This is a genomic window from Hyphomicrobium album (genome assembly GCF_009708035.1).
Classification (GTDB): domain Bacteria; phylum Pseudomonadota; class Alphaproteobacteria; order Rhizobiales; family Hyphomicrobiaceae; genus Hyphomicrobium_A; species Hyphomicrobium_A album.
The window spans coordinates 495,289-519,016 of sequence record NZ_WMBQ01000002.1 but is presented as its reverse complement, the minus strand read 5'-3'; the positions used below and the strand labels follow the sequence as shown (position 1 = coordinate 519,016).

Genomic DNA, 23,728 nt, shown 5'->3' with positions numbered 1-23,728 from the left:
GCTGCTGGCATGGCCCGAGCATATCGGGCATGAAACGGCGTGGGGTGCGCGGCGCACAAGACAGGATCACGGAGGGCAAGGCAAGAGCATGACCACGAATCGATATCGCCTGGTGATAGGCAACAAGAATTGGTCGAGCTGGAGCCTGCGGCCATGGCTGGCCATGCGCCGCGTGGGGGTGCCGTTCGAGGAGATTAACGTGCGTCTGCGGCAGGCGGATTCCAAAGCCGCTATCGCCAAGTACAGCCCCTCCGGGATGGTGCCGCTGCTGCTCGACGGTGACCTGGCCATCTGGGACAGTCTCGCCATCATCGAATACGTGGCGGACGCGCACCCCGAGACGGCCCTTTGGCCAGCCGACCGGCGGACGCGGGCCGTGGCGCGCTCCGTTGCCGCCGAGATGCACTCGGGCTTCGTCCCGCTGCGCTCGACCTGCCCGATGGAGATCTTGGCGCGCAGCCCGCTCGACCCGCTGCCGGATGACGTTGCCGGCAATGTTCGGCGCATCGTCGGCATCTGGCAGGAATGCCGGCGCGGCTATGGCAAGGGCGGCCCATTCCTGTTCGGCGAATTCACGGCGGCGGATGCCATGTACGCGCCTGTCGCATCGCGGTTCAGAACCTACGTGCCAGATCTAGGGGCCTACGGCGACGACGGCACCGCTGCCGCCTATGTCGATACGATCTTTGCGATGCCGGAGATGCACGCCTGGATCGAAGGCGCCAAAGACGAAATGGCGGTTAGCCAAGGTTAAGGGTTTGTTGAGAAGTGTCCCACACCCTGACGGTCAAAGGGCAGAGATTCGGGCTGACGCCGCGTCTCTGCCTTGCCGATCAGGGAGAACAAAATGGCGTCCGCATCGCATTCCGCAGCTCGCAGGCTCCGGCGGGGGGGCACGATCGCTGCGCTCACTGCCTCGCTCATGCTGGGCGCTTGCGGCCAGTCGATGCAGCCGGGCACCGCGGGCGAGCTGATCTCCGTCACCAATGGGCAGCAAACGCCCCGACGGGCGCCCCAGACCCAGACGGCAGGCCCGGCTAATTCCGAGACGCAGGGAGGCGTTGGCAGCGATCTTCTTCGGGCCACCGACTATTGGGGCCAGGCCTACGCCAAGAGCCCGCGCGAGCTGGTGCCGGCCTTGAACTATGCGCGCAATCTCAAGGCCATGGGCGAGAAGCGGCGCGCGCTTGCAGTATTGCAGCAGGCGGCGCTCTACCACGGCCAAAGCCGCGAGCTGGCCGGTGAATACGGACGCCTCGCCCTAGACCTCGACCAGGTTGCGGCCGCCAAGCAGCTCCTCGCCATTGCGGATGATCCCGGGAGGCCCGATTGGCGGGTGGTCTCCGCGCGCGGTGCCGTCCTCGCCAAGGAAGGCAACTACGACGAAGCGATCCCCTTCTTCGAGAAGGCACTCGCACTGTCGCCCGACCAGCCGTCGGTGCTGAGCAATCTGGCGCTGGCCCAGGCCATGAACGGCCAACCGGCCAAGGCGGAATCGCTGCTTCGTCGGGCGGCGGCGACCGACGGCAACTCGCCGCGCATCCGCCAGAACCTGGCGCTCGTGCTCGGCTTGCAGGGCAAATACGACGAGGCGAAGCTCGTCGCCGTCCGCGATATGCCGATGACGAATGCCGCCGAGAACGCCGAAATCTTGCAACAGTTGACAATGCTCGATCCGAAGTCGGTTCCGAACTCGGATCCGGTGCCGGCCGATTGGATCGCCGAAGCGAAGGTGGCCAAGGCGCCCGTGGCTGAAGAGCAAGTCTTCGCTGCCGTGCCGGTGGAGAAGGTTGCCGAGACGCAGAATATGGCGCCGCTCGACCCGCAAGCCGCTGGCGATACGGCGTGGGTCGTCTCGACCGACGCGCCGGCATCGCCTCCCACCGAACCTGTAGCGAAGGTCATGTCGGTTGCAGATTTGGCAAAGCAGTTCGCCGTCCACGAGGACGGCGCCAACGAAGTTGTGCCAGAGCCGAAAAACGGTGCCAAGCCTGCCAAGCAGTCCGCGCAAAAGTCGGGCGCCGGTCAGCAGGCCTGGTCGCCGGTCGTCGCTCAAGCCAAGCCCTGAAGGCGAGGGGCTGGCAGCTACCCGGCTGCCCGCACCGTCGACGTTGGATCAGGTCCACTCCCAGTAGCGAATGGCTGCCGGGAACAGGATGATCACGAACAGCACCGGCAAGAAGAACAGAACCATCGGCACGGTGAGCTTGGGCGGTAGCGCCGCGGCCTTCTTCTCGGCGTCCGATTGGCGGATATCGCGGTTCTCCTTGGCCATGACACGCAGCGCCTGGCCGACGGGTGTGCCGTAGCGTTCCGCCTGCACCAGGGCGGTCGTGACGGCCCGAACCCCCGGAATGCCTGTGCGCTTGCCGAGGTTGTCGAATGCCTGGCGGCGATCTTGCAAATAGGAGAGCTCGGCGGTGGTGAGGCTGAGCTCCTCGGCCAGCTCAAGCGACTGGCCCGCGACCTCCTTCGAGACTTTGCCGAACGCGGCCTCCACGGACATGCCGGATTGGACGCAGATCAACAACATGTCGAGGGCGTCCGGGAAAGCCAGCTTGATCGATGTCTGGCGCTTCTGGATCAAGTTCTCGATGAAGATGTTCGGCGCGTACGAGCCGATGAAAGCTGCTACGAGGGCCATCATCAACTTGATCAGCGGCGGATAGTCGATGTCATCGATGATGAACATGTAGACCATGGCCGCGACGAAAAAGAGCGCCGGCGCCGCGACACGGAAGAACATGAAGGCGACGAGGGGCGCCTGGCCGCGCAGGCCGGCGCGCTTCAGGCGGTCGCGCAACTCCTCCGTATCGAGCATCTTGCGCAAATTCAACGCGTTGACGATCTGCTGCATGAAGCCCGCAGGTGTCTGCCGCAAGCGGCCTTGCCGGTCGCGTGACATCTCCGTCATGCGCTCCGCCCGCATCTTGTCGCGCTCGACGGCCATCGTGCGCATGCGGTGGTTCATTCGATCCTGCGCGAGCATCGGCAGCGCGATGGTCAGCACGGTCGCGAAAGCACAGATCGCCGTCAGGATGGTGACGAGAAAGGTCGGGTTGGTGAACGTCTCGATGAAATCCATGGGCACAGCACCTATGACGCGGCCGGCGTCCCGTTCAGAATTTGAAGTTGACCATCTTCCGCATGACCAGCACGCCCATCAGCATCCAAAGCCCGCACGCCAGCAGCGCGAAGTTCCCAGTGCGTGTGTCGAATAGGACGGCGATGTAGTCGGTGGCGGACAGGTAGAGCATGAACATCACCATTGGTGGCAGCGACGCCAGCACCATGGCGGATGCCTTTGCCTCCGCGCTGAGTGCCTTGACTTTCATCTTCAGGCGGAACCGATCACGCAGCACCGTCGACAGGTTGCTCAACGCTTCCGAAAGGTTGCCACCCGCCTGCTGCTGAATAGAGACGACGATCGCCAGGAATTTCACCTCGGGCAGCGGCATGCGCTTGGTCAATCGCTCGAGGGCTTCGCCCAGCGATACGCCGACGCGCTGCTCCTCCATGACCTCGCGGAACTCGCCGCCCAGCGGCTCTTCGCTCTCACGGCCGATGATCGCCAGACATTCGTTGAGCGGCAGACCCGATTTCATGCCGCGCACCACGATGTCGATCGCGTTTGGCAGCTCGGTAAGGAATTTCAACTGGCGCCGGGCGATAGCCTTGTTGACGAACCAGCGAGGGGCGCCGAACACGCCTATGAGACCGGCGGCGATCGCGAGGAACATGCGCGTTCCGCTGGGTGGCAGCGCGAGCACGACGACGCAGGCGAATACAGCGCCGCTGACCACGCTTGCGAGCCAATAGACGCGCGGCGTGATGTCGAGTCCGGCGCGTTCCAACCGCAGGCGGAGCGACGCCTTATCTTCTTTCCTCTGCCGGCTCTCGAACTCCTTGAGGTTCTCGGCCACTGATTTGCGGCGCGCTGCGGCCTGCTCCAGCACGCTGGTGACATCGCGCTTGGGCCCGACGATCCCCTTGACGCGCGTGTCCTTCTCGCGATCGCTCGAAAAGTAGGGCGCAAGAAATGCGTAGGCGAGGCTGCTCACCGCTAGCGCCCCCAGCATCGCGGCGCTGAGTGCGACGAGGTCGCTAGACATTGGTGTCTCCCAGCGGGTTGCCGTGCTCGTCGAGAACCTCCGACGAGGCAAGCGCTTCGGCGAGCTTCCCTTCCTGTCCGTAGTAGACGGCGCGATCCCAGAACCGCGGCCGCGCGATGCCGGTCGACCGATGGCGGCCGAGAATGCGCCCGTTCGCGTCTTCGCCGCTGATGTCGAACAGGATCAGGTTCTGCAGGGTAACGACGTCGCCTTCCATGCCCAGCACCTCGGTGATGTGCGTCACCTTGCGGCTGCCGTCGCGCAGACGCGCGACCTGCACGATGACGTCGACCGAGCCGGTGATCATTTCGCGGATGGTGTGCACGGGTAGCTGGAAGCCGCCCATCATGATCATCGATTCCAGACGGCTGATTGCCTCGCGCGGGGAGTTGGAGTGAAGCGTGCCCATCGAGCCGTCGTGGCCGGTATTCATCGCCTGCAGAAGATCGAAGGCCTCCGGTCCGCGCACCTCACCGACGATGATCCGCTCGGGACGCATACGCAGACAGTTGCGGACAAGATCGCGCATCTTGATCTCGCCCTCGCCCTCGAGGTTGGGTGGTCTTGTCTCGAGACGCACCACGTGCGGCTGCTGCAGCTGGAGCTCGGCGGAGTCCTCGCAGGTGATGATGCGCTCGTCGTCCTCGATCGAGCCGGTGATACAGTTCAGCAGCGTCGTCTTGCCGGAGCCGGTACCTCCGGAAATCAGCACGTTGCAGCGGACGCGGCCGATGATCTCCAAGATCTTCCTGGCGTCGGGCGACAGGGTGCCGAGGCGAGCCAGCTGCTCGAGATTGAGGCGGTCGCGTTTGAACTTACGAATGGTGAGTGCCGGGCCGTCGATGGCGAGGGGCGGGGCGATGACGTTGACGCGCGATCCGTCAGGTAGGCGCGCGTCGCATATCGGGCTCGATTCATCGACGCGCCGGCCCACCTGGCTGACGATGCGCTGGCAGATGTTCATGAGCTGCAGGTTGTCGGCAAAGCGGACACCCGTCCGCTGCACTTTGCCGGCGACCTCGATATAGGTGGTGTTGGCGCCGTTGACCATGATGTCGGCGATGTCGTCGCGGGCGAGCAGCGGTTCGAGTGGCCCGTAGCCGAGCACGTCGTTGCAGATGTCCTCGAGCAGCTCCTCCTGCTCGGCGATGGACATGACGACGTTCTTGATCTGGATGATCTCGCTGACGATGTCGCGGATTTCCTCGCGCGCCGACGCGGCATCCAGCTTGGCGAGCTGCGTCAAGTCGATCGTGTCGATGAGCGCGTTGAAGACCGTCGTCTTGACGTCGTAGTACTCTTCCGAATGCGGGCGCGACTGCTGGACCGTCGCCACGGGCACCACGGCCTGACGGCTCGTCGGTACGGCCGTCTCGTTCGGTCCAGGTGCGGGTGCCGCCTGGGGCGTCGACTGGCCGACGCGGCGAGGAGCGGCTTCGCTGGTACGCTTACCGAACATCTACTTTTCCTAGCGCTTGAATTTCAACTTCTCGAGAAACGGGGCGAGCCCGGAGGCTTTCTTCGTCAATTGCGTGTCGCGACGATTGCTGATCGACAGCGCGATATCTCGGAAGGCAGACGCAGAGCGCGCCTTGGCGCTCAGCTCCTCGATCATCTGGCCATTGTTGGCAGCCTGGCCGAAGGTCTCGCTGTCGAAATCGATGACGCTGATCGCCTTCAGGCCGATCGCCGATTCGAACTCCTTGACGCTGATCTCGGGCCGCTTCGGCATGTTGACCATGTTCATGACCAGGCGCGGCTTCGCGTCGTTGCGGCGCACCTGCTGCAACAGGTCGACGATGTTCTTGGCGTTGCGCAGATTGGCGAGGTCGGGCGCCGCGGTGATGATCACCTCGTCTGCCTGCAGGAGCGTGTGCTTGACCCACGCGGTCCACGTGTGCGGCAGGTCGACGATGACGTAAGGCACGTTCTGGCGGACGACATCGATGACCTGATCGCAACCCTCGACCGAAATGTCGTAGTCGCGGTCGAGCACCACGGGAGCCGGGAAGATCGACAGGTGCTCGGAGCACTTGGTCAGCAGGCGGTCGAGCAGCACCTCGTCAAGGCGGTCAGGGCTCGACAGGGCGTCGGCGATGCCCTGCATCGGGTCCTGGTTGAAGTCGAGCCCGGTGGTGCCGAATGCGAGGTCGAGATCGGCGATGACGACGTCGACCTTCAACATCTCCGAAAGGGACCAAGCCGCGTTGTGGCACACCGTCGAGGAGCCCACGCCGCCTTTGGCGCCGATGAAGGCGTAGACGTGGCCGACCGGCTCCGTTTCCGGATTGTTGTAGAGGTTGGAGATCGCTTCCATGAGCTGGAGCGGAGCCACCGGCTCGACAAGATACTCGCTCACGCCACGCTTCAAGAGCTCGCGATAGAGCATCACGTCGTTGGCATGGCCGATGATCAGCACTTTGGTGCCGGGATCGCAGTTCTCGGCGAGCCGATCAAGCTCGGCGAGGATGTGGTCGCGCGGCAGGCTCGATTCTATGATGATGAGGTTCGGCGTCGGGTTCTGCTGATAGTGGGCGACAGCTGCTTCCACACCACCCATGTGTACGCTGACGTGCGCCTTTGCCAGGCGCCGATCCTCCGCCGCGATCTGGATGATCTCGGCGGTCGCCGGATGCTCGCAGAACGCCTGGATCGAGACACGGGGAATGGGCCGAGCGCGCGCCGAAGCCACGGGTGCTGTGAAGCCTTCCTCAAGCTCGGCCAGAGGCGCGCCTACGCCCACGACTTCCTCCGGGCTCGCGATGGGCTTGGCTTGGTTCGACATGACTGCGGCGCCCTCGGCTCGGCTACACTAGTTGCTGTTGTCTCTGTTCACGCGCTCGTCGATGCTCTTGCGTGCGCCGGTCGGCTGGCCGGTGACGTACTTGCCCCAGACCTGATCGCGCCGTTCGCCGGAGCGTGCGGTCTCGCTGCGCGGTCCGAGCAGGTCGGAAGGGTTGGCGACCATGACGGCGAGGTTGCGCTGCTGCGAGCAGCCGAGGTTGGGATACGGCAGGTTCGTCGGATCGTAGGCGAGGTTCGTCGACCAGTCGCCGCACTGGGGCGGCTCGGCAACGTACCGCAGATAGGAAACGCGGATCGGCGGATCGGCGGCGCCGTCGGCGCTGTAGGCCTCCACCGAGATGGCGTCCTGCCCGAAGCCGTGGTCGTTCAGCAGCGCGCGAATCTCGCCCACGGCATGCATGACGCCGACCTCGTTGCCACCACCGCTCGGCACCGAGACGACGAGGCGGCTATTGCCGGAGTCCGTCGCCCGGTAGCGATTGGTGAAGCCGACGAGCTCAGAGCGTTGCGCGTTGTTGAGCCCGTTCGCGCCCTGCCGGATGCGGATGAGGTGGTTCGTCGGTTCCTGCGATACGAGGATCGGATGGCGCTGCGACGAGTCGATGAGCGTCCAGCCCGCGACGCGGGTCGGATCGTCGGTGGTTTTGCATCCGGCCATCGCGACGGCGACCGCCGAGGCGATCAGCAGCTTGGCGGCAAGCGTTCGGGAGGCGGATGAGCTCAGCGAGCGCATCGTAGTCCTGGCAGTCATGACACGTCTCCAGCCCATCCGTTATTCAACGATAAATCCGTAGTCGCCCTTAAGATCGCCGACCGGAGCCGGCCGGCCGCCGCCATAGATGCGGTTGATGTGACCGAGGAAGTTGGCCTTGCGATCGGTCGGATCGGCGAGACCGTCGAGAGGCCGGGCGAGCTCCTGGCGCGCCACGGGGCGAACCATGTAGGGAGTGACGATGACGACAAGCTCCGTCTCGTGCCGCTGGAAATCGTTCGAGCGGAACAGAGTACCGAGGATCGGCAGATCCTTGAGGCCAGGGAAGCCGTCGATGTTGCGCCGGGAGTCTTCCGACAACAGACCGGCGATGGCGATGGAGCCGCCCGAAGGAAGCTCGACCGTCGAGTTGGCCTGGCGCTTTTTCAGCGCCGGTATCTGGATACCGGAGAGGACGACGGCGCCTTCGAGGGTGAGCTCGCTCACCTCGCTTTCGATCTTCAGACTGATGCGCCCCTCGGAGAGTACGACCGGCGTGAAGGCGAGGCCGATACCGTATTCCTTGTAGACGACGCTCACCTGGCCAAGGCTATCCACCACCGGAACCGGATATTCGCCGCCGGCGAGGAACTTCGCGGGTTCGCCCGAGACGGCCGTCAGGTTCGGCTCGGCGAGGGTCTTGATCAGGCCATCACGCTCGAGTGCGCGCAGCGCTCCGCCCACCGCCTGATTGCCCGACTGCCAGAGTGTGGCGACGCCCGAGTTGCCGAAGGCGGTGCCGGCGGCGGCGGCCGGACCATTGTTGAAGAATTGCAGCGCACCCGCAATGTCACCGGCAGAGCCGATGCCTGGTGTCGGCAAGGTGCCGAGCGCGGCTGCCGTCAACGGCAAGCCGTTGGACGATAGAACGGCGGTGGTGAAGTTGCCGGAATTGACCATGGCGCCGATGTTGATGCCAAACTGCTTCAGCGTCGTGCGTTGCACTTCGGCGACGCTGACGCGCAGCATCACCTGCTCCTCGCCTTCGACGGTGAGGAGGTTGATGACCGGTTTGGCACCATACACGTCGGCGGCGTCGGAGTTGGAGCCGCCGCCCGGGTCGTTGGTGCGCTGGTAGCTGGATCCACGGCCGCCGATGTTGGTGGTGTTCGACGTCGTGGTCTGCGAATTGTTGGTGGCGCTCGGCGCACTCGAGTTGATGATGCTGCCGACTTCGGCGTTCGCGGCCGCGAACTGCGCGGCGATTTGCGCGGCTCGGTTCGAATCGATCGGCGTGCGTACGCTGCCGGTGAGGACGAGGGCGCGGCCGGCGATCTCGCTGCGCACGTTCGAGCCCGGTATGAGGCGCGTGATGAGGGAGTCGAGCGCCGAAAGGTCGGCGCCGATGGCGACCTCGAGCGAGAGGATCTGCTGACCGTACTCGTCGAAGAAGAATGCGTTGGTCTGTCCGGTGCCCTTGGCGATGAGGAACACGCGATCGGCCGATTGCACGACCGCGTCGAGCACCGCCGGATCCGACACCAGAACGTCCTTCAACGGTACTGGAAATTGCACGATGAGCGAGCGGCCGACGCCGAGGTCAACTCGCTTCGAAAGCGGGAATGCTGCATTGGCGGGGATGCGCAGCACAGAATCGTTCGCCGCCTGACCGCCTGCCTTGCCCGGCATGTCAGCCGCGCGCACGTCAGCGACGCAAGTCGTGACGAAGAAAACGGCAGCCATGCTGGCGCGCGCCCACTTCAGGGTCGTTCGCATGTTTCGATAACCTTTTCGACAGCCGAAACTGAATGACGCAACTCAGTTCACGCCGTACGCACGCGATGGCACGCCGTACTTCAGGATACGCACGGAAGTGCCGCGTTGATCGTTCATGGCCGCGGTGGGGCCTTTGCCCTTCGGGTCGCCATCGGCGACGCTGCGCAGCGACAAGCTGATCTCACCTTGCGCGTTGGCGCGGGCCAGCAACTCGGCCTGCCGTGGCGTCAACTCGAGCGTCGCTGTGTTCGCATTTCCCTCGGGAGCCTTTGCGCCTTCCTTGCTCGCGAGGTCCTGGCCGATGGCGAGAACGCGAACGTTGAAGAAGAGCGTGTCGGAAACGTACTCGTCCTGCCCTGTGGGACTGCGCTCGCGGCGAGTCAGGAGGACATCGACGCGGTCGTTCGGCAGGATCAGCCGTCCCGCCGACGTCTCTTCCTTGATCTTCGTGGAGATCGCGCGCATGCCGCTCGGCAGGATGGCTGCGAGCACGCCTCCCTGGCCGGGCTTGATAAGCTTCTGGCGCGTAACCGGCTCGCCCTCGAGAAGCGGCGCACGCGCAATGGCGTCCGAGACGAACTTCATCCCTGCTTCGCCATCCGCCTGAGTAATGAATGACGGTGTCACCGCGTCGGCGGGCCACGTCTGCCAGCGGAAGTCGGTCTCCTTGGTGACCTCGCCCAGCGGAATATCGCGGCGCGCGACGAGCACCTCCGTCGCATTCACCGGCACGGCCACCTGAGTCGGCGCCGACGGACCGCTCACAATCGAACGCATGAGAAGGAAGGCGAGGAGACCGGCCCCACCCGCAATCGCAATGCCTATCAATTGTCCGCGCTTCACGGCTGTTGGTCCTTCGACCAATAGTTCGAATTACTGTTCAGGAGACACTGACGGACAAACGTCAACGCGAGGTTAACCGCCGTCGCAGATTGGGCCCCCACGGCGCTGTTGGCTTAAGCGGCAAGGAGCCCGGGCAGCGGGGTCAGCGGATAGACGATGAGGGCGCCCGCAGTGATCGCGACTCCGTAGGGCATGCCCTCGCTTGGGTTGTGCAGGCGGCTCGCCCATTCGGGGAGCGGCAGCGCGCTGGCCGGCGCGCGCCGATAAGCCAGGATGAGGAGCGCGAGAACGCCGCCGAAGATCGTGACGTAGACGACGAACGGGATGAGTTGCTCATACCCGATCCACAAAGCTGCGGTGGCGAGCAGCTTGGCGTCGCCGCCCCCGACCAGCCGCAGCTGGAACAGCAGCATATTGGCGAGGAGAACCGCCAAGCCGACGCTGACGTGCACCAGCATTTGCTGCGCAGACATTCCAGCGATCGCTGCGACGACAAAAAAGGCGGCAACCAGGCCGATAGTGATCGTGTTGGCGATACGCATCGTCAGCACGTCCATCGCTGCTGCATACAGCATGATGAATGGGAAGACGAACAGCAACGAGTAGGCGAGGCTCACGCTAGTCCCCTGCAACTGTCTGCACATCGGGATTGAAGCGCCGAACGCTAAACAAAGCCCTGACGACCCGCGGGGAGTCCCTCTCTACGTGTTCGGGCTTCCTCGGTCGCGGGCTCAGTACGAAATGAATTCGCCCGGCGCGGCAGGCGCCGGGCGAACCAATCTCAAGCCGTTCGCACGGCCCTACTACCTTGTGAGTTCCGTGTTGATTTCGCCGAACAGCGCGTTGAGGTTGGTACCCACGAGGCGGGCGCTGCCGACGATGGCGACGCCGATGAGCGCAGCGATCAGGCCGTATTCAATAGCCGTCGCGCCGGACTCGTCCTGGGCGAAACGGGCAAAAAACGTCTTCATGACAACACTCCCTGTTTTTTGGTCGCTTTCGCGAAGCCCACCACGACGGCTGCTGAGGTCTTCGCCGTGGGCTGGTCCCTCTATGGGCCCGGACCCCTTAAACCTAAGTAAATCGCACTAATTTTCTCATAAATGTCCGTTACGAATTCGCTAATATACTACATAGAAATCGAATAAACCGTGCAAGCTCGGCCGCAACCTAAAACAATAAAGCATAAGTGCAGCGCCTGCCAAGTTTATCATACGGGCGGCGTGCATATTCCGTTGTTTCAAGCGAGATTAAACTAGCTCTTTCCCCGGATTATACTTTGTGGCAGCACAGTCTTTCGAAGGTTTTATCATCGGATAGTTTAACTCGATGGCCCGTCAACCGTGCACTTCGCGTGCAAGAACGTCGCTCATGGAACAGCGGCGCGCCGAATTTCCGCTTTCTTCACCATTTGCTGAAGTAATGCGGGGCAATCACGAGGACGCGTTGACATGCCCTGTGCCCCTAGCTTCGCCTATGCCCGCCGTACTCTGAATGTCCTGGCGGCTGCAGGACTCGTGGCCGCCGCGAGCGCGCTGGCACCTGCCACTGCAGCAGATCTCGTCGTCCGCTACGACCAGTCCCAGCTCCTGCGCCTGCCGCGCCCGGTGTCGGAGGTCATTATCGGCAATCCCTCGATCGCCGACGTGACGGTGCAGGGCGGGAATCTATTGGTGGTGACCGGCAAGACCTTCGGCGTCACCAACATCATCGCGCTCGACGCCGACCGCAACGTGATCCAGGACCAGCGTGTCATCGTCGACCAGGACGACCGCCGCACCGTCTCCGTCTATAGGGGCCCGCTGCGGCAGACGTTCACCTGCGCACCCGTCTGCACACCTGCACTAGTGATCGGCGACGACCCGAAGTTCTTCGATGCCGTAACAAGGATGGGGCAGACCAAGACCGGCGGATCGGCACCGGCGCAGCAGTCTCCGCAGTCGCAGTAGGGCGGCACGGATTTGGTGCGGTGGCGCCGGAGCGGCGCTTAACGGTCTGCTAACCGACACCAATCAATTGAGAGGCAAGTAATACATAATTCAGGGACGCAACATAGCGTCAGCGCAACTGTTCGCGCGAGACCATCATGTATGCGTATCCTTAGGTCGACGCTAGCCGCGGCTGCTCGCCGTGGAGGGCCCAAGCGGTCATTGCTGAAGGATGAAAACGGCGCGACCGCCGTCGAATTCGGCATGGTCGCCATGCCGTTCCTGCTTTTCGTCCTCGGCATTCTCGGAATGGGGCTGTACTACCTAGCCCTCATTTCGCTCGAGTACGGCGTGGAATCCGCCGCGCGCAAAATCCGCACGGGCGAGGCCGAGAAGAGCGCCCTAACCGTCGGCGGATTCAAGAGCCTCATCTGCGCGTCAGCGATCGGCATCGACTGTTCGAAGGTCACCGTGATCATCAAACACGCAAAGACCTGGACCGGCATCGAGCCGCAAGCCTGCGTCACCAACAATAGCCAAACCGGGTCCAGCGGAAACGTCGGCGACGCGCTGTCTGACTACTCGGGAAGCGCGAGCGAGGTCGTGCTCGTCACCGCCTGCTATCGCTGGGCGCTCGCCGACAGCTTCAAGTTCATGAAGTTTTCCGCCAGCGGCCCGACCATCATTCAGGCTGCAACGGCTTTCAAGAACGAGCCGTACAATTGATGTCCCGCGGGGAAGACATGCGCTGGTTCGAAAAATTGCTGCGGAATGCAAAGAGTCTTCGCGGCGACGTTCGAGGCGCCGCCGCCGTAGAGTTCGCTTTCCTCGCCCCCCTGCTGATGCTGATACTGCTCGGCATCATGGAAGGCGGACGCGCCATCAACATCGACCGGCAATTCACTTCGGCGGTCAACACCGCCGGCGATCTCGTGGCTCGCGAAGAAAATCTCGGCACCTCGAGCGCCATCGCGACCGACAACCTCAAGGATATGATGGAGTCCATCAAGCACCTGATGGCCCCCTACGACCCGTCGAAGCTGAAGATCGGCGTATTCTCGGTGCAGGCGTCCCCAAACGATGCGTCCAACACCAAGGTCGTGTGGAGCTTCTCCTACCAGGGCGGCATGCCGGTGCCCACCAAGTGCCAAGCGTACGCGCTGCCTCCAAACCTGGTAAACAAGGGCGGCAGCGTGATCGTCGTCGACGCGCAGTACAATTTCACCCCGCTGTTCGGCGATTATGTGCCTGGCTTCGGGTCTTTGGGGGAGCTGAAGGAAAAATCCTTCCATAGCCCGCGCAACTCCTGCGTAGACTACGTAAAGGGCGACAACTGCCTTAACCCTTGCTGACAAACGACGTTTATCCGCTCTCCTGCGCCACAGTCGGCGCAAGAAGAGGGAGTTATGCTTTCACAACTCTAATTGTCTTGCCGCGGCGCGCGCGTGGCTTAATGTAGTCATATTGTCCGTCCTCAAACTACTACTTTAGCGTGTGGATACCATAAATGGGCCGGCGCTCAATACATACTCCCGATGAGCTGCGCGAGCTGATCATCGAGGCCACAACCGAGATCGTAGAACAGGTTGGACTCGAGGGCTTATCGGCGCGCGAGATAGCTAAGCGTGTCGGGTATTCGCCCGGCACGCTCTACAACGTGTTCGAGAACCTGGACGACCTGCTGCTCATCATTGAAGCGCGGCTGCTCGACGAGTTGGCCGGCCGGCTGGCCAGCACCGATGCAGCCGGACCGCCGGCGGATCGGCTGCGCCGGCTGGTGAGCACCTACTTCTCGTTCACTCAGGAGCGCCCCAAGCTGTGGAATTTGCTGAACGAACATCGCATGCCCGCGGGTCGCGAGGTGCCTGAGTGGTACCAGCAGAAGGTCGAGAGCCTGCTCGCGCCGCTCGAGAACGCACTGACGCCTCTGCTGAACAACTCGGACCCGGCAGCACAGAAGCGCCATGCACGCACCCTGTGGGCGAGCGTGCATGGCATGACGTCGTTGTCGACCGCGGACAAGCTCGCGGGCATCACCGCGCACTCAGGCCGGTCGCTGGTCGACGACCTCGTGTCGACCTACCTCGCCGGCCTGGAGAGGCGCTGCCCCGCGCACTAGGCGCGGTACGTCCTAGGGTTGCGCCGGTTGCGTCGTCGTCTCGGGGATCGACCCGGTCGTCTGCGGAATCGCTTGGCCCACCGGAGCCGGCGTCACGGCGACCTGACTGCGCGGGCCGATCACTCCAAACCACTTTTCCTGCGGCAGCAGACGCTGGTTGAGCGCCGACCACATCGGCCGAGACGTGAGGCCGTCGTAGAAGGTGCTGATCGACGGCGTCATGAAGAGCAGGGCCACCGCCGCTGCGCCCATCAGCGCTGACCCCCAGGGGTTGCGCAAGTCGATCGGCTTGAAGGCCGTCCCGAACGACCGCTTGATGTGATTGCCGAGCACGTCGACGGAGTACATCTCGTCGAGAATGAGATGCGTTAGGAAGCCGATCAGCAGGAAGCCACCGGCAAGCCAGGCGACGCCGTCGGGCCGATCGAACACGTAATAGAAGATGATGACCGAGGCGAAGGCACAGGCGATGCCGGCGATCCACGTGTGCCAGACGCCGCGATGGCTCGTTGTCTTGTGGAACGCCGTGTGCAGCCCGTAGCGCACGAAGAGAAGCGTCGCGAGCCACATGATCCACATCTCGGCAATCGACAGCTTCGGCGCGAAGTGGAAGAGCAGCGCAAAGGAAAAGAAGACTGCGAGACCGGCGAACAGCGCGCGGCTCGGACGCGAGTCTTTTAGGTCAATGTCGGGGAGCACCGAGCCGAGCGAACCGGCCATGGTCACGGCGACGAGATTTTCAGGCGCGATAACGTCCGCTGCCAGCGTCAACGTGGCCAGCGAACCGGCTACCACGGTACCGACGACGATATGAGTTGGGAAATTTGCCATGGACGGTGCCTCCCGCACTTTCCGGCCTGCGCGCCTAGTGCGCGTTGCTCCACCCATCAGATTCGGGGCGAAGACGGGAGTGAGCCGCCCGCCTGGCGTGTGGAAAAGCGCCGCAGGACGAGCATTCTCGGGCGTCGCAAAGAGCTTGCCCGCCGCGCCAGCACGGCTTAAGGGCGCAGGATGAAGAGCCTCCTCGAGCCCCTCAACAGGCGCAACCAGGTCGTCGCCGCCATCAGCATCGGCGTGGCCCTGGCGGTGCTCGGCATCAAGTACGTCGCTTACCTCATGACGGGGAGCGTGGCGCTGTTCTCCGATGCGCTCGAAAGCATCGTCAACGTGCTGACGGCCGTAGCTGCACTCATCGCCGTGAGGATCAGCTCGCAGCCTCCCGATCGCGGCCACCCGTTCGGACATCACAAGGCCGAATACTTCGCCGCCGTGCTGGAAGGTGCCCTCATCATCGTCGCGGCGATGATGATCTTTCACGAGGCGTACCAGGCAATAGTACAGCCGCGCGCTTTGACCGATCCGGCCGCGGGCATGCTGGTGAGCGGGCTCGCCACGGCGATCAACGCCGGTTGGGCGTGGGTGCTGATCAGCCGCGGCCGGGCCTGGAGCTCGCCGGCGCTCGAAGGCGACGGCCACCACCTCTTCGCCGATGTGTTCACCTCGGTCGGCGTTCTGGCAGGTCTCACGCTCGCCACGCTGACCGGCTGGACCATCCTCGACCCTCTGCTCGCGGGCGCGGTCGCCTTCAACATCCTGCGCATCGGCTACAACCTCGCCGTCGAATCGATGAGCAAGCTGATGGATCAGGCGGCCTCCCCGGAGATCGAGGCGCGCATCGCCGAAGCCATCCGCGCCAACGGGGAGGGTGCGCTGCAGGCCCACGATATCCGCACGCGCACCGCCGGGCCGCAGACGTTCATCGAGTTCCATCTGGTGGTGCCGGGTGAGATGACGGTCGAAGCGGCGCACGACATTTGCGACCGGCTCGAGGACGCCATCGAAAAAGAGCTGGCAAACACCGACGTCGTCATCCACGTCGAGCCCGATCACAAGGCGAAACGTAAGGGTGCCGTGGAGCTTTAAGCAAACCACGCGATTGCGCTGGCCGCGGTCGCCTCTGCAGGGCCTCTATCCCGGAATGAACGCAAAAAACCGCCGACGCACTCTCATTGCCGTGCTCGCCGCCGCCGCCGTCGCGGCGCCCCTGGCGACCTATAGTTTCGCCGCCGCGACCGACGACGAAGTTGCGATCACGCTCGTCGGCGACGTTGGGCTCAATCGCTCCAACCAGCCCGTCGAAGCCGACGGCGTACGCCGCGGCGAATTCCAGACGTGGGCCGAAACAACGTCGCGCATCGAGGACCAGGTCAACGGTGATCTGAACTTCATGAACGTCGAGACGGTGGTGACGGACCGCAACGACCTGCCTCCCGATCTCAAGGAGCAGCGCGGGCCCTTCAACTTCCGCACGCACCCGAACGGCATCCGCCACCTCGTGACGCGCGGCTTCAACGTGCTGTCGCTCGCCAACAATCACTCGATGGACTACGGCGTCGACGGGCTCAAGGAGACGTTGAAGCACGTCGGCAAGCTGCAGGAGGAACGCCTGGCAATTGCCGCGGGCGTCGGCATGAACAGCGAGCAGGCGAGCCGCCCGCAGCGCGTCACGGTGAAGGGTTCGGAGGTCGCCTTTGCCGCCACCGGGATCGTCACGAACAACCTCGAGCGCCACCGCGCGGGTCCCGACAAGCCTGGCCAGAGCGCCTACCGGTTCGACGAAGACTTCGCCGAGGTGCGGCGGCGGCTGGTCAAATCGACTGCCGACTATCGCATTCTGTCGATCCACTACGGCGAGGAAGGCAGGGTGCGCACCGACGGCAAGCAGATCGCCGAATGGCGCGCCATAGCGGCGGAGAAGGACGGCATCGATCTCATCGTCGGCCACCACGCCCACGTCGTGCGCGGTGTCGAAATGGCCGGCAACTCGCTGATCTTCTACGGCCTCGGCAACTTCCTGCATCAAGGCACCGCCGACATCACCGGGAAGGGCATCTGCCGCGATTATGGTCTGATGGCGCGCGTCCACCTGAAGCGTGAGCCAAGCGGCAAGCTGGTTCTACGCGCGGTAGAAGCGATCCCCGTCACCGACACGCATTTTCGCCCGCGCCGACTGACCGGTGAGGCCGGCGCCGCGCACATCTATGCTCTCAACTACCTCAGCGCCGACCTCGGTGACGGGGCGAAGGCGCAAGGCGTGCTGTTCACGCCGCAAGAGGACGGCACGGGGTTGTACTGCCGTCCGGGTGCCGACAAGGACGGCGGCAAGATCGGCGCGCTGTGCAAAAGCTACCGACCGGCACCGCCCATCCCCGACAATCTGCGCGCGACGATCGCCAGCTCGTGCAGCCGCTGACGTCCACGTTGCGCAGGGCCGCACTTGCTGGCTAATAGCGGCATGACCGCCGAAAAACTTACCGACGTAAGAATGTTTGTCGCGGCACCGCTCAGTGTCGGCGCGAGCGTCACCTGCACGCCGGAGCAGGCTAACTACCTCGTCAACGTCATGCGGCTAGCGGCGGGCGCCGAAATCCTCGTCTTCAACGGCCGCGACGGCGAATGGCGCGCGCGCCTCGCCGAGGTCGGCAAGCGGCGCTGCTCGCTCGAATGCCTGGCACTGGTACGGCCGCAGCGGGCCGGCCCCGACGTGCACTACGTTTTCGCGCCACTGAAACATGCGCGCCTCGACTACATGGTGCAGAAGGCAACTGAGCTCGGCGTCGCACACCTGCAGCCGGTGCTGACGCGGCGGACGGTGGCGACGCGGGTCAACCTGGAGCGCATGCAGGCGAATGCAATCGAGGCGGCGGAGCAGTGCGGAGTGTTGCGTGTGCCGACGGTGGGCGAGCCGCTGAAGCTCGAAGCGCTCCTCGCAAACTGGGACGCTGGCCGGCGGCTGATCTTCGGCGATGAAGCCGCGGAGGTCGCTAGCCCGCTCGCGGCACTCGCCGGCATGGCGAGCGGCCCACTCGCGGTGCTGATCGGACCGGAAGGCGGCTTCGATCCGGCCGAGCGCACGCTACTGCTGGAGAAGTCGTACGCGACCGCGATCTCGCTCGGTCCGCGCGTGATGCGGGCCGACACCGCCGCCGTCGCCGCGCTGGCCCTCGTCAACGCCGCGCTCGGCGACTGGCGCTAAGGTCCGGCGCTAGCGGGCGTCAAACGCAATCGAGGCCGCCGGTCGGGCAGCCTCGTCGCATCTCGATGACGTGAGATCCTGGAGCTTACTTACCGCACTTGTCGTCGAGCTTATCCATGGCGGCATCGTAGGTCTTGCCGTCGGCCGATTCCGGATCGAGGTCGGCGCCGGCTTCGAAGGCCGTCTGAAAGTCCTGCCCGAGCTGCTTCATGAAGCCGTCCATCTGCTTGTCCAGCGCCTCGGCCTTGCTGTCGTCCTCGGCATCGGCCGACGACATAACCTTGCTCATCTCGCAATACGTCTTGAGCTTCGCCGGGTCATTGCCGACGGCCTCGAAGGTCTTCACGGCCGTATCCACCGCCGCGTTGGCGGCAAGGACCGGCACAGCGAAAAGGCCGCAGAGGGCGCAGGCGGCCAGGTACTTTTTCATTGAAGTCTCCCATAGGGTTTCGAGCAGAGTTGGAACCGATGCGACGACTGGCATGGCGGTGTTGTCGACCCGTCAGTGCATATACCCAACCTACAACGGCGGCGAGCGGTCAAAGCCGTCGAGACACCAAAACGATCCGGCGGGCAATTCGTGTCTCGCAATAATGTTTTTTTATGGTAGCTGCCTGTGTCGCGCCATCGCCGCAATGGGTTGCGCACTCGTCCCCGAGGCCTTAGAGGGCTCGCGTTGCGAATACCTCAACGGGTAAACGGTAGACTGTGCCCTGCCCGCTAGCGCGAGCGGCTTGCCAACCCCCGGATCTGCAACGACTTCGTCCTTTAGGAACCCCTCCGAGGCCCCGCTGCATGTCGACCCGCCAACAAGGTGCGCCCAGCCGCCTCGTCCATTCGAAGGACGACCTCGTGGCATGGATCGCTGCGGGTGAAAAGCCAAAGGCAGGGTGGCGGATCGGCACCGAGCACGAGAAGTTTGTCTTCCATACCGACACCCTGACGCCCGTCCCCTACGAAGGGGAGCGCAGCATTTCGGCGCTACTGAAAGCTCTGATCACCCGCTTCGGCTGGCAGCCGATCGTCGAGGGCGGCAAGATCATCGCCCTGAAGAAGCAGGACTGCGACCTGTGCGGCAACATCACCCTCGAGCCCGGTGGCCAGTTTGAGCTGTCGGGCGGCGCGGTCGAGTCCCTGCACGACACGGCGGCCGAGACGCGCCAGCACCTGCGCGAGGTGCTGAGCGTCGGCGAGCCGTTAGGGATCGGGTTTCTCGGGCTCGGCTTCTCGCCGAAGTGGACGCTGGCCGAGACGCCGCACATGCCGAAAGAGCGCTACTCGATCATGACGCGCTACATGCCGACGGTCGGCGCGCGCGGCCTCGACATGATGTACCGGACGGCGACGATCCAGGTGAACCTCGACTTCGCCGACGAAGCCGACATGGTCAAGAAGTTCAGGGTTTCCCTGGCGTTGCAGCCGATTGCGACGGCGCTTTTCGCCTCCTCGCCGTTCACCGACGGGCGCCCCAACGGCTACAAATCGATGCGCTCGGAGGTCTGGCGCGACACCGACCGGCGGCGCACGGGCATGCTGCCGTTCGTGTTCGAGGACGGCATGGGATACGAGCGCTATGTCGACTATGCGCTCGGCGTGCCAATGTATTTCGTCTACCGCGACGGCCGCTACGTCGACGCCTCCGGCGCCTCCTTTCAGGACTTCGTCGATGGCCGCCTGCCGCAACTGCCGGGCGAACGGCCGACCCTCGACGACTGGTCCGATCACCTGACCACGCTGTTCCCTGAAGTCCGCCTGAAGCGGTTTCTCGAGACGCGCGGCGCCGACAGCGGTCCCTGGCAGCGCATCTGCGCGCTACCTGCCCTGTGGGTCGGCCTGCTTTATGACGCGCAAGCGCTCGATGCAGCGTGGGAACTCGTCAAGGATTGGACGGCGGACGAACGCGAGGCGCTTCGTAACGCCGTCCCCAAGTCCGCGCTGCAGACGCCGTTCCGCGACACGACCGTGCAGCACATCGCGCGCGACGTTCTACAAATTGCCCGACGGGGACTGCGCGCGCGGCGGCGCATCAATGCCGCCAGCCAGGACGAGGGGATTTACCTCGATCCGCTGGACGAGGTCGCCCATTCAGGGTGCACGCTGGCCGACCGGCTGCTCGAACGTTACCACGGTCCGTGGGGCCGCCAGATCGACCATGTATTTGAAGAATTTGCGTTCTAAAACTCTAGCGCAGCGGTTCAGCTTGTGTTCATCCTAGAGCACCTAAACGGGTCCTAGGGCGCGTGGGGCTTTCTCTGGTATCCGTTTCATTGGCCGAAGCGTATGCCGCAGCGGCGGGAGAAGGAACTTGCTCGGACACAAGTTGAACTGGGCATTGCTGGGCGGCTTGGCAATTGTCGGGGCGCTTCTCGCCATCGGCATTGGATCGAGTGACCGCGTGGCCGCCGGCTCCTGCGGCGCCGGATGCAAGAGCGACTACAATCAGTGCCGCATCTCCACCAAGGGCTCGCCGAGCTGCGAGATCGCCTTTACGCGGTGCATGCAGAGCTGCATCGTCGGCAAGTAGCCATCAGGCATCACTTGAGACGAGGATCACGGCGAGCCGCCGCGGTCCGTGTGCACCCATGACGATCTTGCCGCCGATATCGCCGGTGCGCGATGCGCCGGTGACGAGGTTGAGCGTCCGCGGCATGGCGCCGGCGTCGGCTTCAAGCACGCGCGCGCACGCCTCCTCATAGCTGGCAACGATCGTATCGGCGTGAAGCACCACAATGTGCGTCTCCGGCAGCAGACCGACCGTCACCGGGTTGCCGCTCCCCGAGGCGAGCATCAGCGTGCCTGTTTCCGCTACGCCGGCGATGGCGCGCGACAGCCCGACGGCATCACCTTCCTCCGCCGCACCGATATCGATGCCGAGCGGCGCGACGCTTGCCCACGCCAGCGCCGCAAGCTGCCGATCGTTGCCGCAACGCAGGCGCAGCGGCAGCCCCAGCGCCGCAAGATAGCCGGCGACAGCCGCAGGGATCTCCGTGTCGGTGGCGACATCGACGACGTCGACGCCGAGCGCGCGTTGGAACTGCTTGAACTGGGTCACGCGCTCCACGCCTTCATGCATTGCGCGCCGCGGTCGGGGGTGCGTGAGCGGTTGGGCCAGCCTCTGTGCGACGCTGCGCCGGCGCACCGTCGCGTCGGTCGCCGCGTCCAAGGTGGCGCTGATGCCGTCGATAATTCGCGCGCGGCTCATGGCGCGGGCTCCCGTATCCGCCGCGCCCACATGTCCTGGAACGTTCGGCCTTGAGGCGCTGGAAAATCGCGATCGCGAGTCCAGGGTGCACCCATCGGCAGCCACGCCAGCCGGCCCGTGCCGCGCCCAAGCAGCGCGAGCATGCCGGCGGCGATCCGGGCTGCAAGTCGATAGAGCAGCGGCCGGCGGGCGAGCCCCGCCCAGGCGCGCAGCATGGCCCGCGCCGTCCACGAAGAAGGCTGCGCGAGCGCTGCTTCGCGCCAGGTGCGCATCAGCGAGACGAGCGGGATCTCGACCGGGCATACCTCCTCGCAGCGACCGCAGAAGGTCGACGCCTGGGCGAGGTGACCGGCTTCCGGCACGCCGGCGAGCGCCGGCGACAGAACGGCCCCGATCGGTCCGGGATAGACGGAACCGTAGGCGTGGCCGCCGATCGTACAGTAGACCGGGCAATGGTTCATGCAGGCGCCGCAGCGGATGCAGCGCAGCACCGGCTGCAGCTCGCTGCCGAGCAGCGCCGAACGCCCGTTGTCGACGATGACGACGTGGGAAGCCGTTGGGCCGTCGGCATCGGCCGGACGGCGTGGCCCGGTGACGAGCGTCGTATAGGCGGTGAAGTCCTGCCCGGTGGCCGAGCGCGCGAGCAGGCGCAGCAACGGCCAGGCATCGGCGAGCGTCGGGATCACCTTGTCGATCGACGCCAGCACGATATGCACCTTGGGCAGCGTCATGGTCAGGTCGGCGTTGCCCTCGTTGGTGACGACGATCGCCGATCCGGTCTGCGCCACAAGGAAGTTGGCGCCCGTAATCCCGACCTCGGCGGCGAGGAACTTCTCGCGCAGGACGCTGCGCGCCTCGCCGACAAGGATCTCGGGCGTCGACAGATCGCGTCCGGCGTCCAGGTGACCGTGATGGCGGCGGAACTCGTCGGCAACATCATCGGCGCGCAGATGGATGGCCGGCGCGATGATGTGGCTCGGCGTCTCGTTGCGGATCTGGATGAGGTATTCACCGAGATCGGTCTCGACCACCTCTAGGGCCGCTTCCTGCAGGCGCTCGCGCAGTGCGATCTCCTCGGAGACCATCGACTTGCTCTTGGTGACGACGCGCGCCCCCGCTTCGCGGCAGATGCCGAGGATGATCTCGCAGGCTTCCGCGCCGGTCTGCGCCCAGTGCACCACGCTGCCGGCGCTCGTCGCGTTGGCCTCGAACGCTTCCAGATAAACGTCCAAGTTCGCCAGCGTGTGGTCGCGAATATCGCGACCGGTGCGCCGCAGGGCCTCGAACTCAGGCAGCGCGGCCTTGGCCCGCGCCCGGGCGGCGACGAAGCCCGCGGGAACGTCGGCGAGGGCGCGTTGCAGGGACTGATTGGCCAGCGCCGCCGCGACGCCCGCCTCGAAGGCTGCTGCGCGCGTCACGATGCGCCCCGCTCGGCGGCGTGCGCGATGGGCGGCTCGGTCATTTCGCCGGCAAGCACCTCCGCCACGTGACGGCAGCCGATGGCCGAACCCTGCCGCGCGAGCTTGCCGGCGACGTTCATCAAGCAACCGAGGTCACCGGCGAGCACGAGGTCAGGCGCGACCGCGGCGGCATTCGCCACCTTCGCCTCGACCATCGCGTTGGAGATGTCGGGAAACTTGACCGAGAACAGCCCACCGAACCCACAGCACGTGTCCGTTCCGTGCATCTCGACCAGCTGCAGCCCCGGCACGGCGGCGAGCAGCGCGCGCGGCTGCTGCTTGATCTTGAGCTCGCGCAAACCCGAGCAGCCGTCGTGATAGGTGACACGCCCGGAGAAGCTGCCGGGAACGGCAGTGACGCCGCGCACGTCCACCAAAAATGAGACCAGCTCGTGCACCCGCTCGCCGAATGACCGGGCACGCGCTTGCGCCTCCTCGTCGCCGTGCATCAAGCGCGGATAGTGGAGTTTGAGCATGGCCGCGCACGATCCCGACGGTGCCACCACGTAGTCGAGCCCGTCAAAAGCTTCGATCGTCTGCACTGCCAGCGCCCTGGCGCTTCCCTCGTCGCCGCTGTTGTAGGCCGGCTGACCGCAGCAGGTCTGTCTACGCGGGACCACGACCTCGCAGCCGGCCGCCTCCAAAAGGCGCACGGCGGCGAACCCGACGGACGGCCGTAGCAGATCGACGAGGCAGGTGACGAAAAGGCCGACACGCGGCCGTCTGGCATAGCCTTCGGTCATCGCAGGTCCGCCT

25 protein-coding genes are annotated in these 23,728 nt (G+C 64.6%); 11 read left to right on the top strand and 14 right to left on the bottom strand.

Annotated elements, in window-relative coordinates:
• Positions 1 to 88 precede the first annotated feature (88 nt).
• Together GIW81_RS14560 and GIW81_RS14555 are read left to right on the top strand one after the other, a co-directional pair.
• Positions 89 to 754 (top strand): glutathione S-transferase family protein, encoded by a 666-nt coding sequence (locus GIW81_RS14560; protein ID WP_154740093.1) that lies wholly within the window; start codon positions 89 to 91, stop codon positions 752 to 754.
• A gap of 93 nt (positions 755 to 847) precedes the next feature.
• Entirely contained in the window at positions 848 to 2,068 is a 1,221-nt protein-coding gene (locus GIW81_RS14555) for a tetratricopeptide repeat protein (RefSeq protein ID WP_154740092.1), read from the top strand.
• 48 nt (positions 2,069 to 2,116) lie between these two features.
• On the opposite strand, the gene GIW81_RS14550 is transcribed toward GIW81_RS14555, so the two are convergent.
• From GIW81_RS14550 to GIW81_RS14510, 9 genes are all read right to left on the bottom strand, one after another.
• On the bottom strand, positions 2,117 to 3,085 hold the full coding sequence (locus GIW81_RS14550) for a type II secretion system F family protein (protein WP_154740091.1): 969 nt from the start codon (positions 3,083 to 3,085) through the stop codon (positions 2,117 to 2,119).
• 34 nt (positions 3,086 to 3,119) lie between these two features.
• Positions 3,120 to 4,112 carry a type II secretion system F family protein gene (locus tag GIW81_RS14545; RefSeq protein ID WP_154740090.1) on the bottom strand — a complete coding sequence of 331 codons (993 nt, stop codon included), beginning with the start codon at positions 4,110 to 4,112 and terminating at the stop codon, positions 3,120 to 3,122.
• Positions 4,105 to 5,571: a CpaF family protein gene (locus GIW81_RS14540; RefSeq protein WP_154740089.1), complete on the bottom strand. Its 1,467-nt coding sequence runs from the start codon at positions 5,569 to 5,571 to the stop codon at positions 4,105 to 4,107. The genes GIW81_RS14545 and GIW81_RS14540 overlap by 8 nt, the downstream gene beginning before the upstream one ends.
• A 9-nt stretch (positions 5,572 to 5,580) precedes the next feature.
• Complete coding sequence (locus GIW81_RS14535; protein ID WP_154740088.1) at positions 5,581 to 6,897, bottom strand: AAA family ATPase; 1,317 nt, start codon at positions 6,895 to 6,897, stop codon at positions 5,581 to 5,583.
• A gap of 27 nt (positions 6,898 to 6,924) precedes the next feature.
• A complete protein-coding gene (locus GIW81_RS14530) occupies positions 6,925 to 7,668 on the bottom strand; it encodes a CpaD family pilus assembly protein (RefSeq protein ID WP_229309314.1) in 744 nt (247 codons plus the stop codon).
• Between the two features lie 21 nt (positions 7,669 to 7,689).
• Positions 7,690 to 9,384, bottom strand: coding sequence for a type II and III secretion system protein family protein (locus GIW81_RS14525; protein ID WP_154740087.1), 1,695 nt, complete (start codon positions 9,382 to 9,384; stop codon positions 7,690 to 7,692).
• 42 nt (positions 9,385 to 9,426) lie between these two features.
• On the bottom strand, positions 9,427 to 10,227 hold the full coding sequence (gene cpaB, locus GIW81_RS14520) for a Flp pilus assembly protein CpaB (protein WP_324615050.1): 801 nt from the start codon (positions 10,225 to 10,227) through the stop codon (positions 9,427 to 9,429).
• Positions 10,228 to 10,340: 113 nt separating this feature from the next.
• Entirely contained in the window at positions 10,341 to 10,844 is a 504-nt protein-coding gene (locus GIW81_RS14515; RefSeq protein ID WP_324615049.1) for an A24 family peptidase, read from the bottom strand.
• A gap of 186 nt (positions 10,845 to 11,030) precedes the next feature.
• Positions 11,031 to 11,198 (bottom strand): Flp family type IVb pilin, encoded by a 168-nt coding sequence (locus GIW81_RS14510; protein WP_154740084.1) that lies wholly within the window; start codon positions 11,196 to 11,198, stop codon positions 11,031 to 11,033.
• A gap of 480 nt (positions 11,199 to 11,678) precedes the next feature.
• Between GIW81_RS14510 and GIW81_RS14505 the strand changes: the two genes are divergently transcribed.
• The 4 genes from GIW81_RS14505 to GIW81_RS14490 all read left to right on the top strand — a co-directional run bounded on the left by GIW81_RS14505 (position 11,679) and on the right by GIW81_RS14490 (position 14,274).
• Positions 11,679 to 12,176, top strand: a complete 498-nt coding sequence (locus GIW81_RS14505) for a pilus assembly protein N-terminal domain-containing protein (RefSeq protein WP_154740083.1) — start codon at positions 11,679 to 11,681, stop codon at positions 12,174 to 12,176.
• A gap of 201 nt (positions 12,177 to 12,377) precedes the next feature.
• A complete protein-coding gene (locus tag GIW81_RS14500; RefSeq protein WP_195930579.1) occupies positions 12,378 to 12,881 on the top strand; it encodes a TadE/TadG family type IV pilus assembly protein in 504 nt (167 codons plus the stop codon).
• 17 nt (positions 12,882 to 12,898) lie between these two features.
• Entirely contained in the window at positions 12,899 to 13,507 is a 609-nt protein-coding gene (locus GIW81_RS14495) for a TadE/TadG family type IV pilus assembly protein (protein ID WP_195930578.1), read from the top strand.
• 155 nt (positions 13,508 to 13,662) lie between these two features.
• Positions 13,663 to 14,274, top strand: coding sequence for a TetR/AcrR family transcriptional regulator (locus GIW81_RS14490; RefSeq protein ID WP_154740080.1), 612 nt, complete (start codon positions 13,663 to 13,665; stop codon positions 14,272 to 14,274).
• A gap of 12 nt (positions 14,275 to 14,286) precedes the next feature.
• Here GIW81_RS14490 and GIW81_RS14485 read toward each other — a convergent pair whose 3' ends face one another.
• Positions 14,287 to 15,105 carry a metal-dependent hydrolase gene (locus GIW81_RS14485; protein WP_154740079.1) on the bottom strand — a complete coding sequence of 273 codons (819 nt, stop codon included), beginning with the start codon at positions 15,103 to 15,105 and terminating at the stop codon, positions 14,287 to 14,289.
• 180 nt (positions 15,106 to 15,285) lie between these two features.
• Between GIW81_RS14485 and GIW81_RS14480 the strand changes: the two genes are divergently transcribed.
• The 3 genes from GIW81_RS14480 to GIW81_RS14470 are packed head-to-tail and all read left to right on the top strand — an operon-like array spanning position 15,286 to position 18,310.
• Positions 15,286 to 16,197, top strand: a complete 912-nt coding sequence (locus GIW81_RS14480; protein WP_154740078.1) for a cation diffusion facilitator family transporter — start codon at positions 15,286 to 15,288, stop codon at positions 16,195 to 16,197.
• 55 nt (positions 16,198 to 16,252) lie between these two features.
• The gene (locus tag GIW81_RS14475) at positions 16,253 to 17,527 is read left to right on the top strand and encodes a CapA family protein (protein WP_154740077.1); all 1,275 of its coding nucleotides are present in this window, start codon (positions 16,253 to 16,255) and stop codon (positions 17,525 to 17,527) included.
• Between the two features lie 42 nt (positions 17,528 to 17,569).
• Positions 17,570 to 18,310 carry a 16S rRNA (uracil(1498)-N(3))-methyltransferase gene (locus tag GIW81_RS14470; protein ID WP_154740076.1) on the top strand — a complete coding sequence of 247 codons (741 nt, stop codon included), beginning with the start codon at positions 17,570 to 17,572 and terminating at the stop codon, positions 18,308 to 18,310.
• Between the two features lie 85 nt (positions 18,311 to 18,395).
• On the opposite strand, the gene GIW81_RS14465 is transcribed toward GIW81_RS14470, so the two are convergent.
• Complete coding sequence (locus tag GIW81_RS14465; protein ID WP_154740075.1) at positions 18,396 to 18,740, bottom strand: hypothetical protein; 345 nt, start codon at positions 18,738 to 18,740, stop codon at positions 18,396 to 18,398.
• A gap of 365 nt (positions 18,741 to 19,105) precedes the next feature.
• Between GIW81_RS14465 and GIW81_RS14460 the strand changes: the two genes are divergently transcribed.
• A complete protein-coding gene (locus GIW81_RS14460; protein WP_154740074.1) occupies positions 19,106 to 20,488 on the top strand; it encodes a glutamate--cysteine ligase in 1,383 nt (460 codons plus the stop codon).
• Between the two features lie 127 nt (positions 20,489 to 20,615).
• Positions 20,616 to 20,834 (top strand): hypothetical protein, encoded by a 219-nt coding sequence (locus tag GIW81_RS14455; protein ID WP_154740073.1) that lies wholly within the window; start codon positions 20,616 to 20,618, stop codon positions 20,832 to 20,834.
• A 3-nt stretch (positions 20,835 to 20,837) separates the two neighbouring features.
• Here the strand turns inward: GIW81_RS14455 and GIW81_RS14450 are convergent, their stop codons facing one another.
• From GIW81_RS14450 to GIW81_RS14440, 3 genes are read right to left on the bottom strand one after another with little or no spacing between them, the layout of a single operon-like run.
• Positions 20,838 to 21,512 (bottom strand): LutC/YkgG family protein, encoded by a 675-nt coding sequence (locus GIW81_RS14450; protein WP_154740072.1) that lies wholly within the window; start codon positions 21,510 to 21,512, stop codon positions 20,838 to 20,840.
• On the bottom strand, positions 21,509 to 22,930 hold the full coding sequence (locus GIW81_RS14445) for a lactate utilization protein B (protein ID WP_324615048.1): 1,422 nt from the start codon (positions 22,928 to 22,930) through the stop codon (positions 21,509 to 21,511). The genes GIW81_RS14450 and GIW81_RS14445 overlap by 4 nt, the downstream gene beginning before the upstream one ends.
• Positions 22,927 to 23,715, bottom strand: a complete 789-nt coding sequence (locus GIW81_RS14440; protein ID WP_154740071.1) for a (Fe-S)-binding protein — start codon at positions 23,713 to 23,715, stop codon at positions 22,927 to 22,929. Before GIW81_RS14440 ends, GIW81_RS14445 begins: the two co-directional genes overlap by 4 nt.
• Between the last annotated feature and the right edge of the window lie 13 nt (positions 23,716 to 23,728).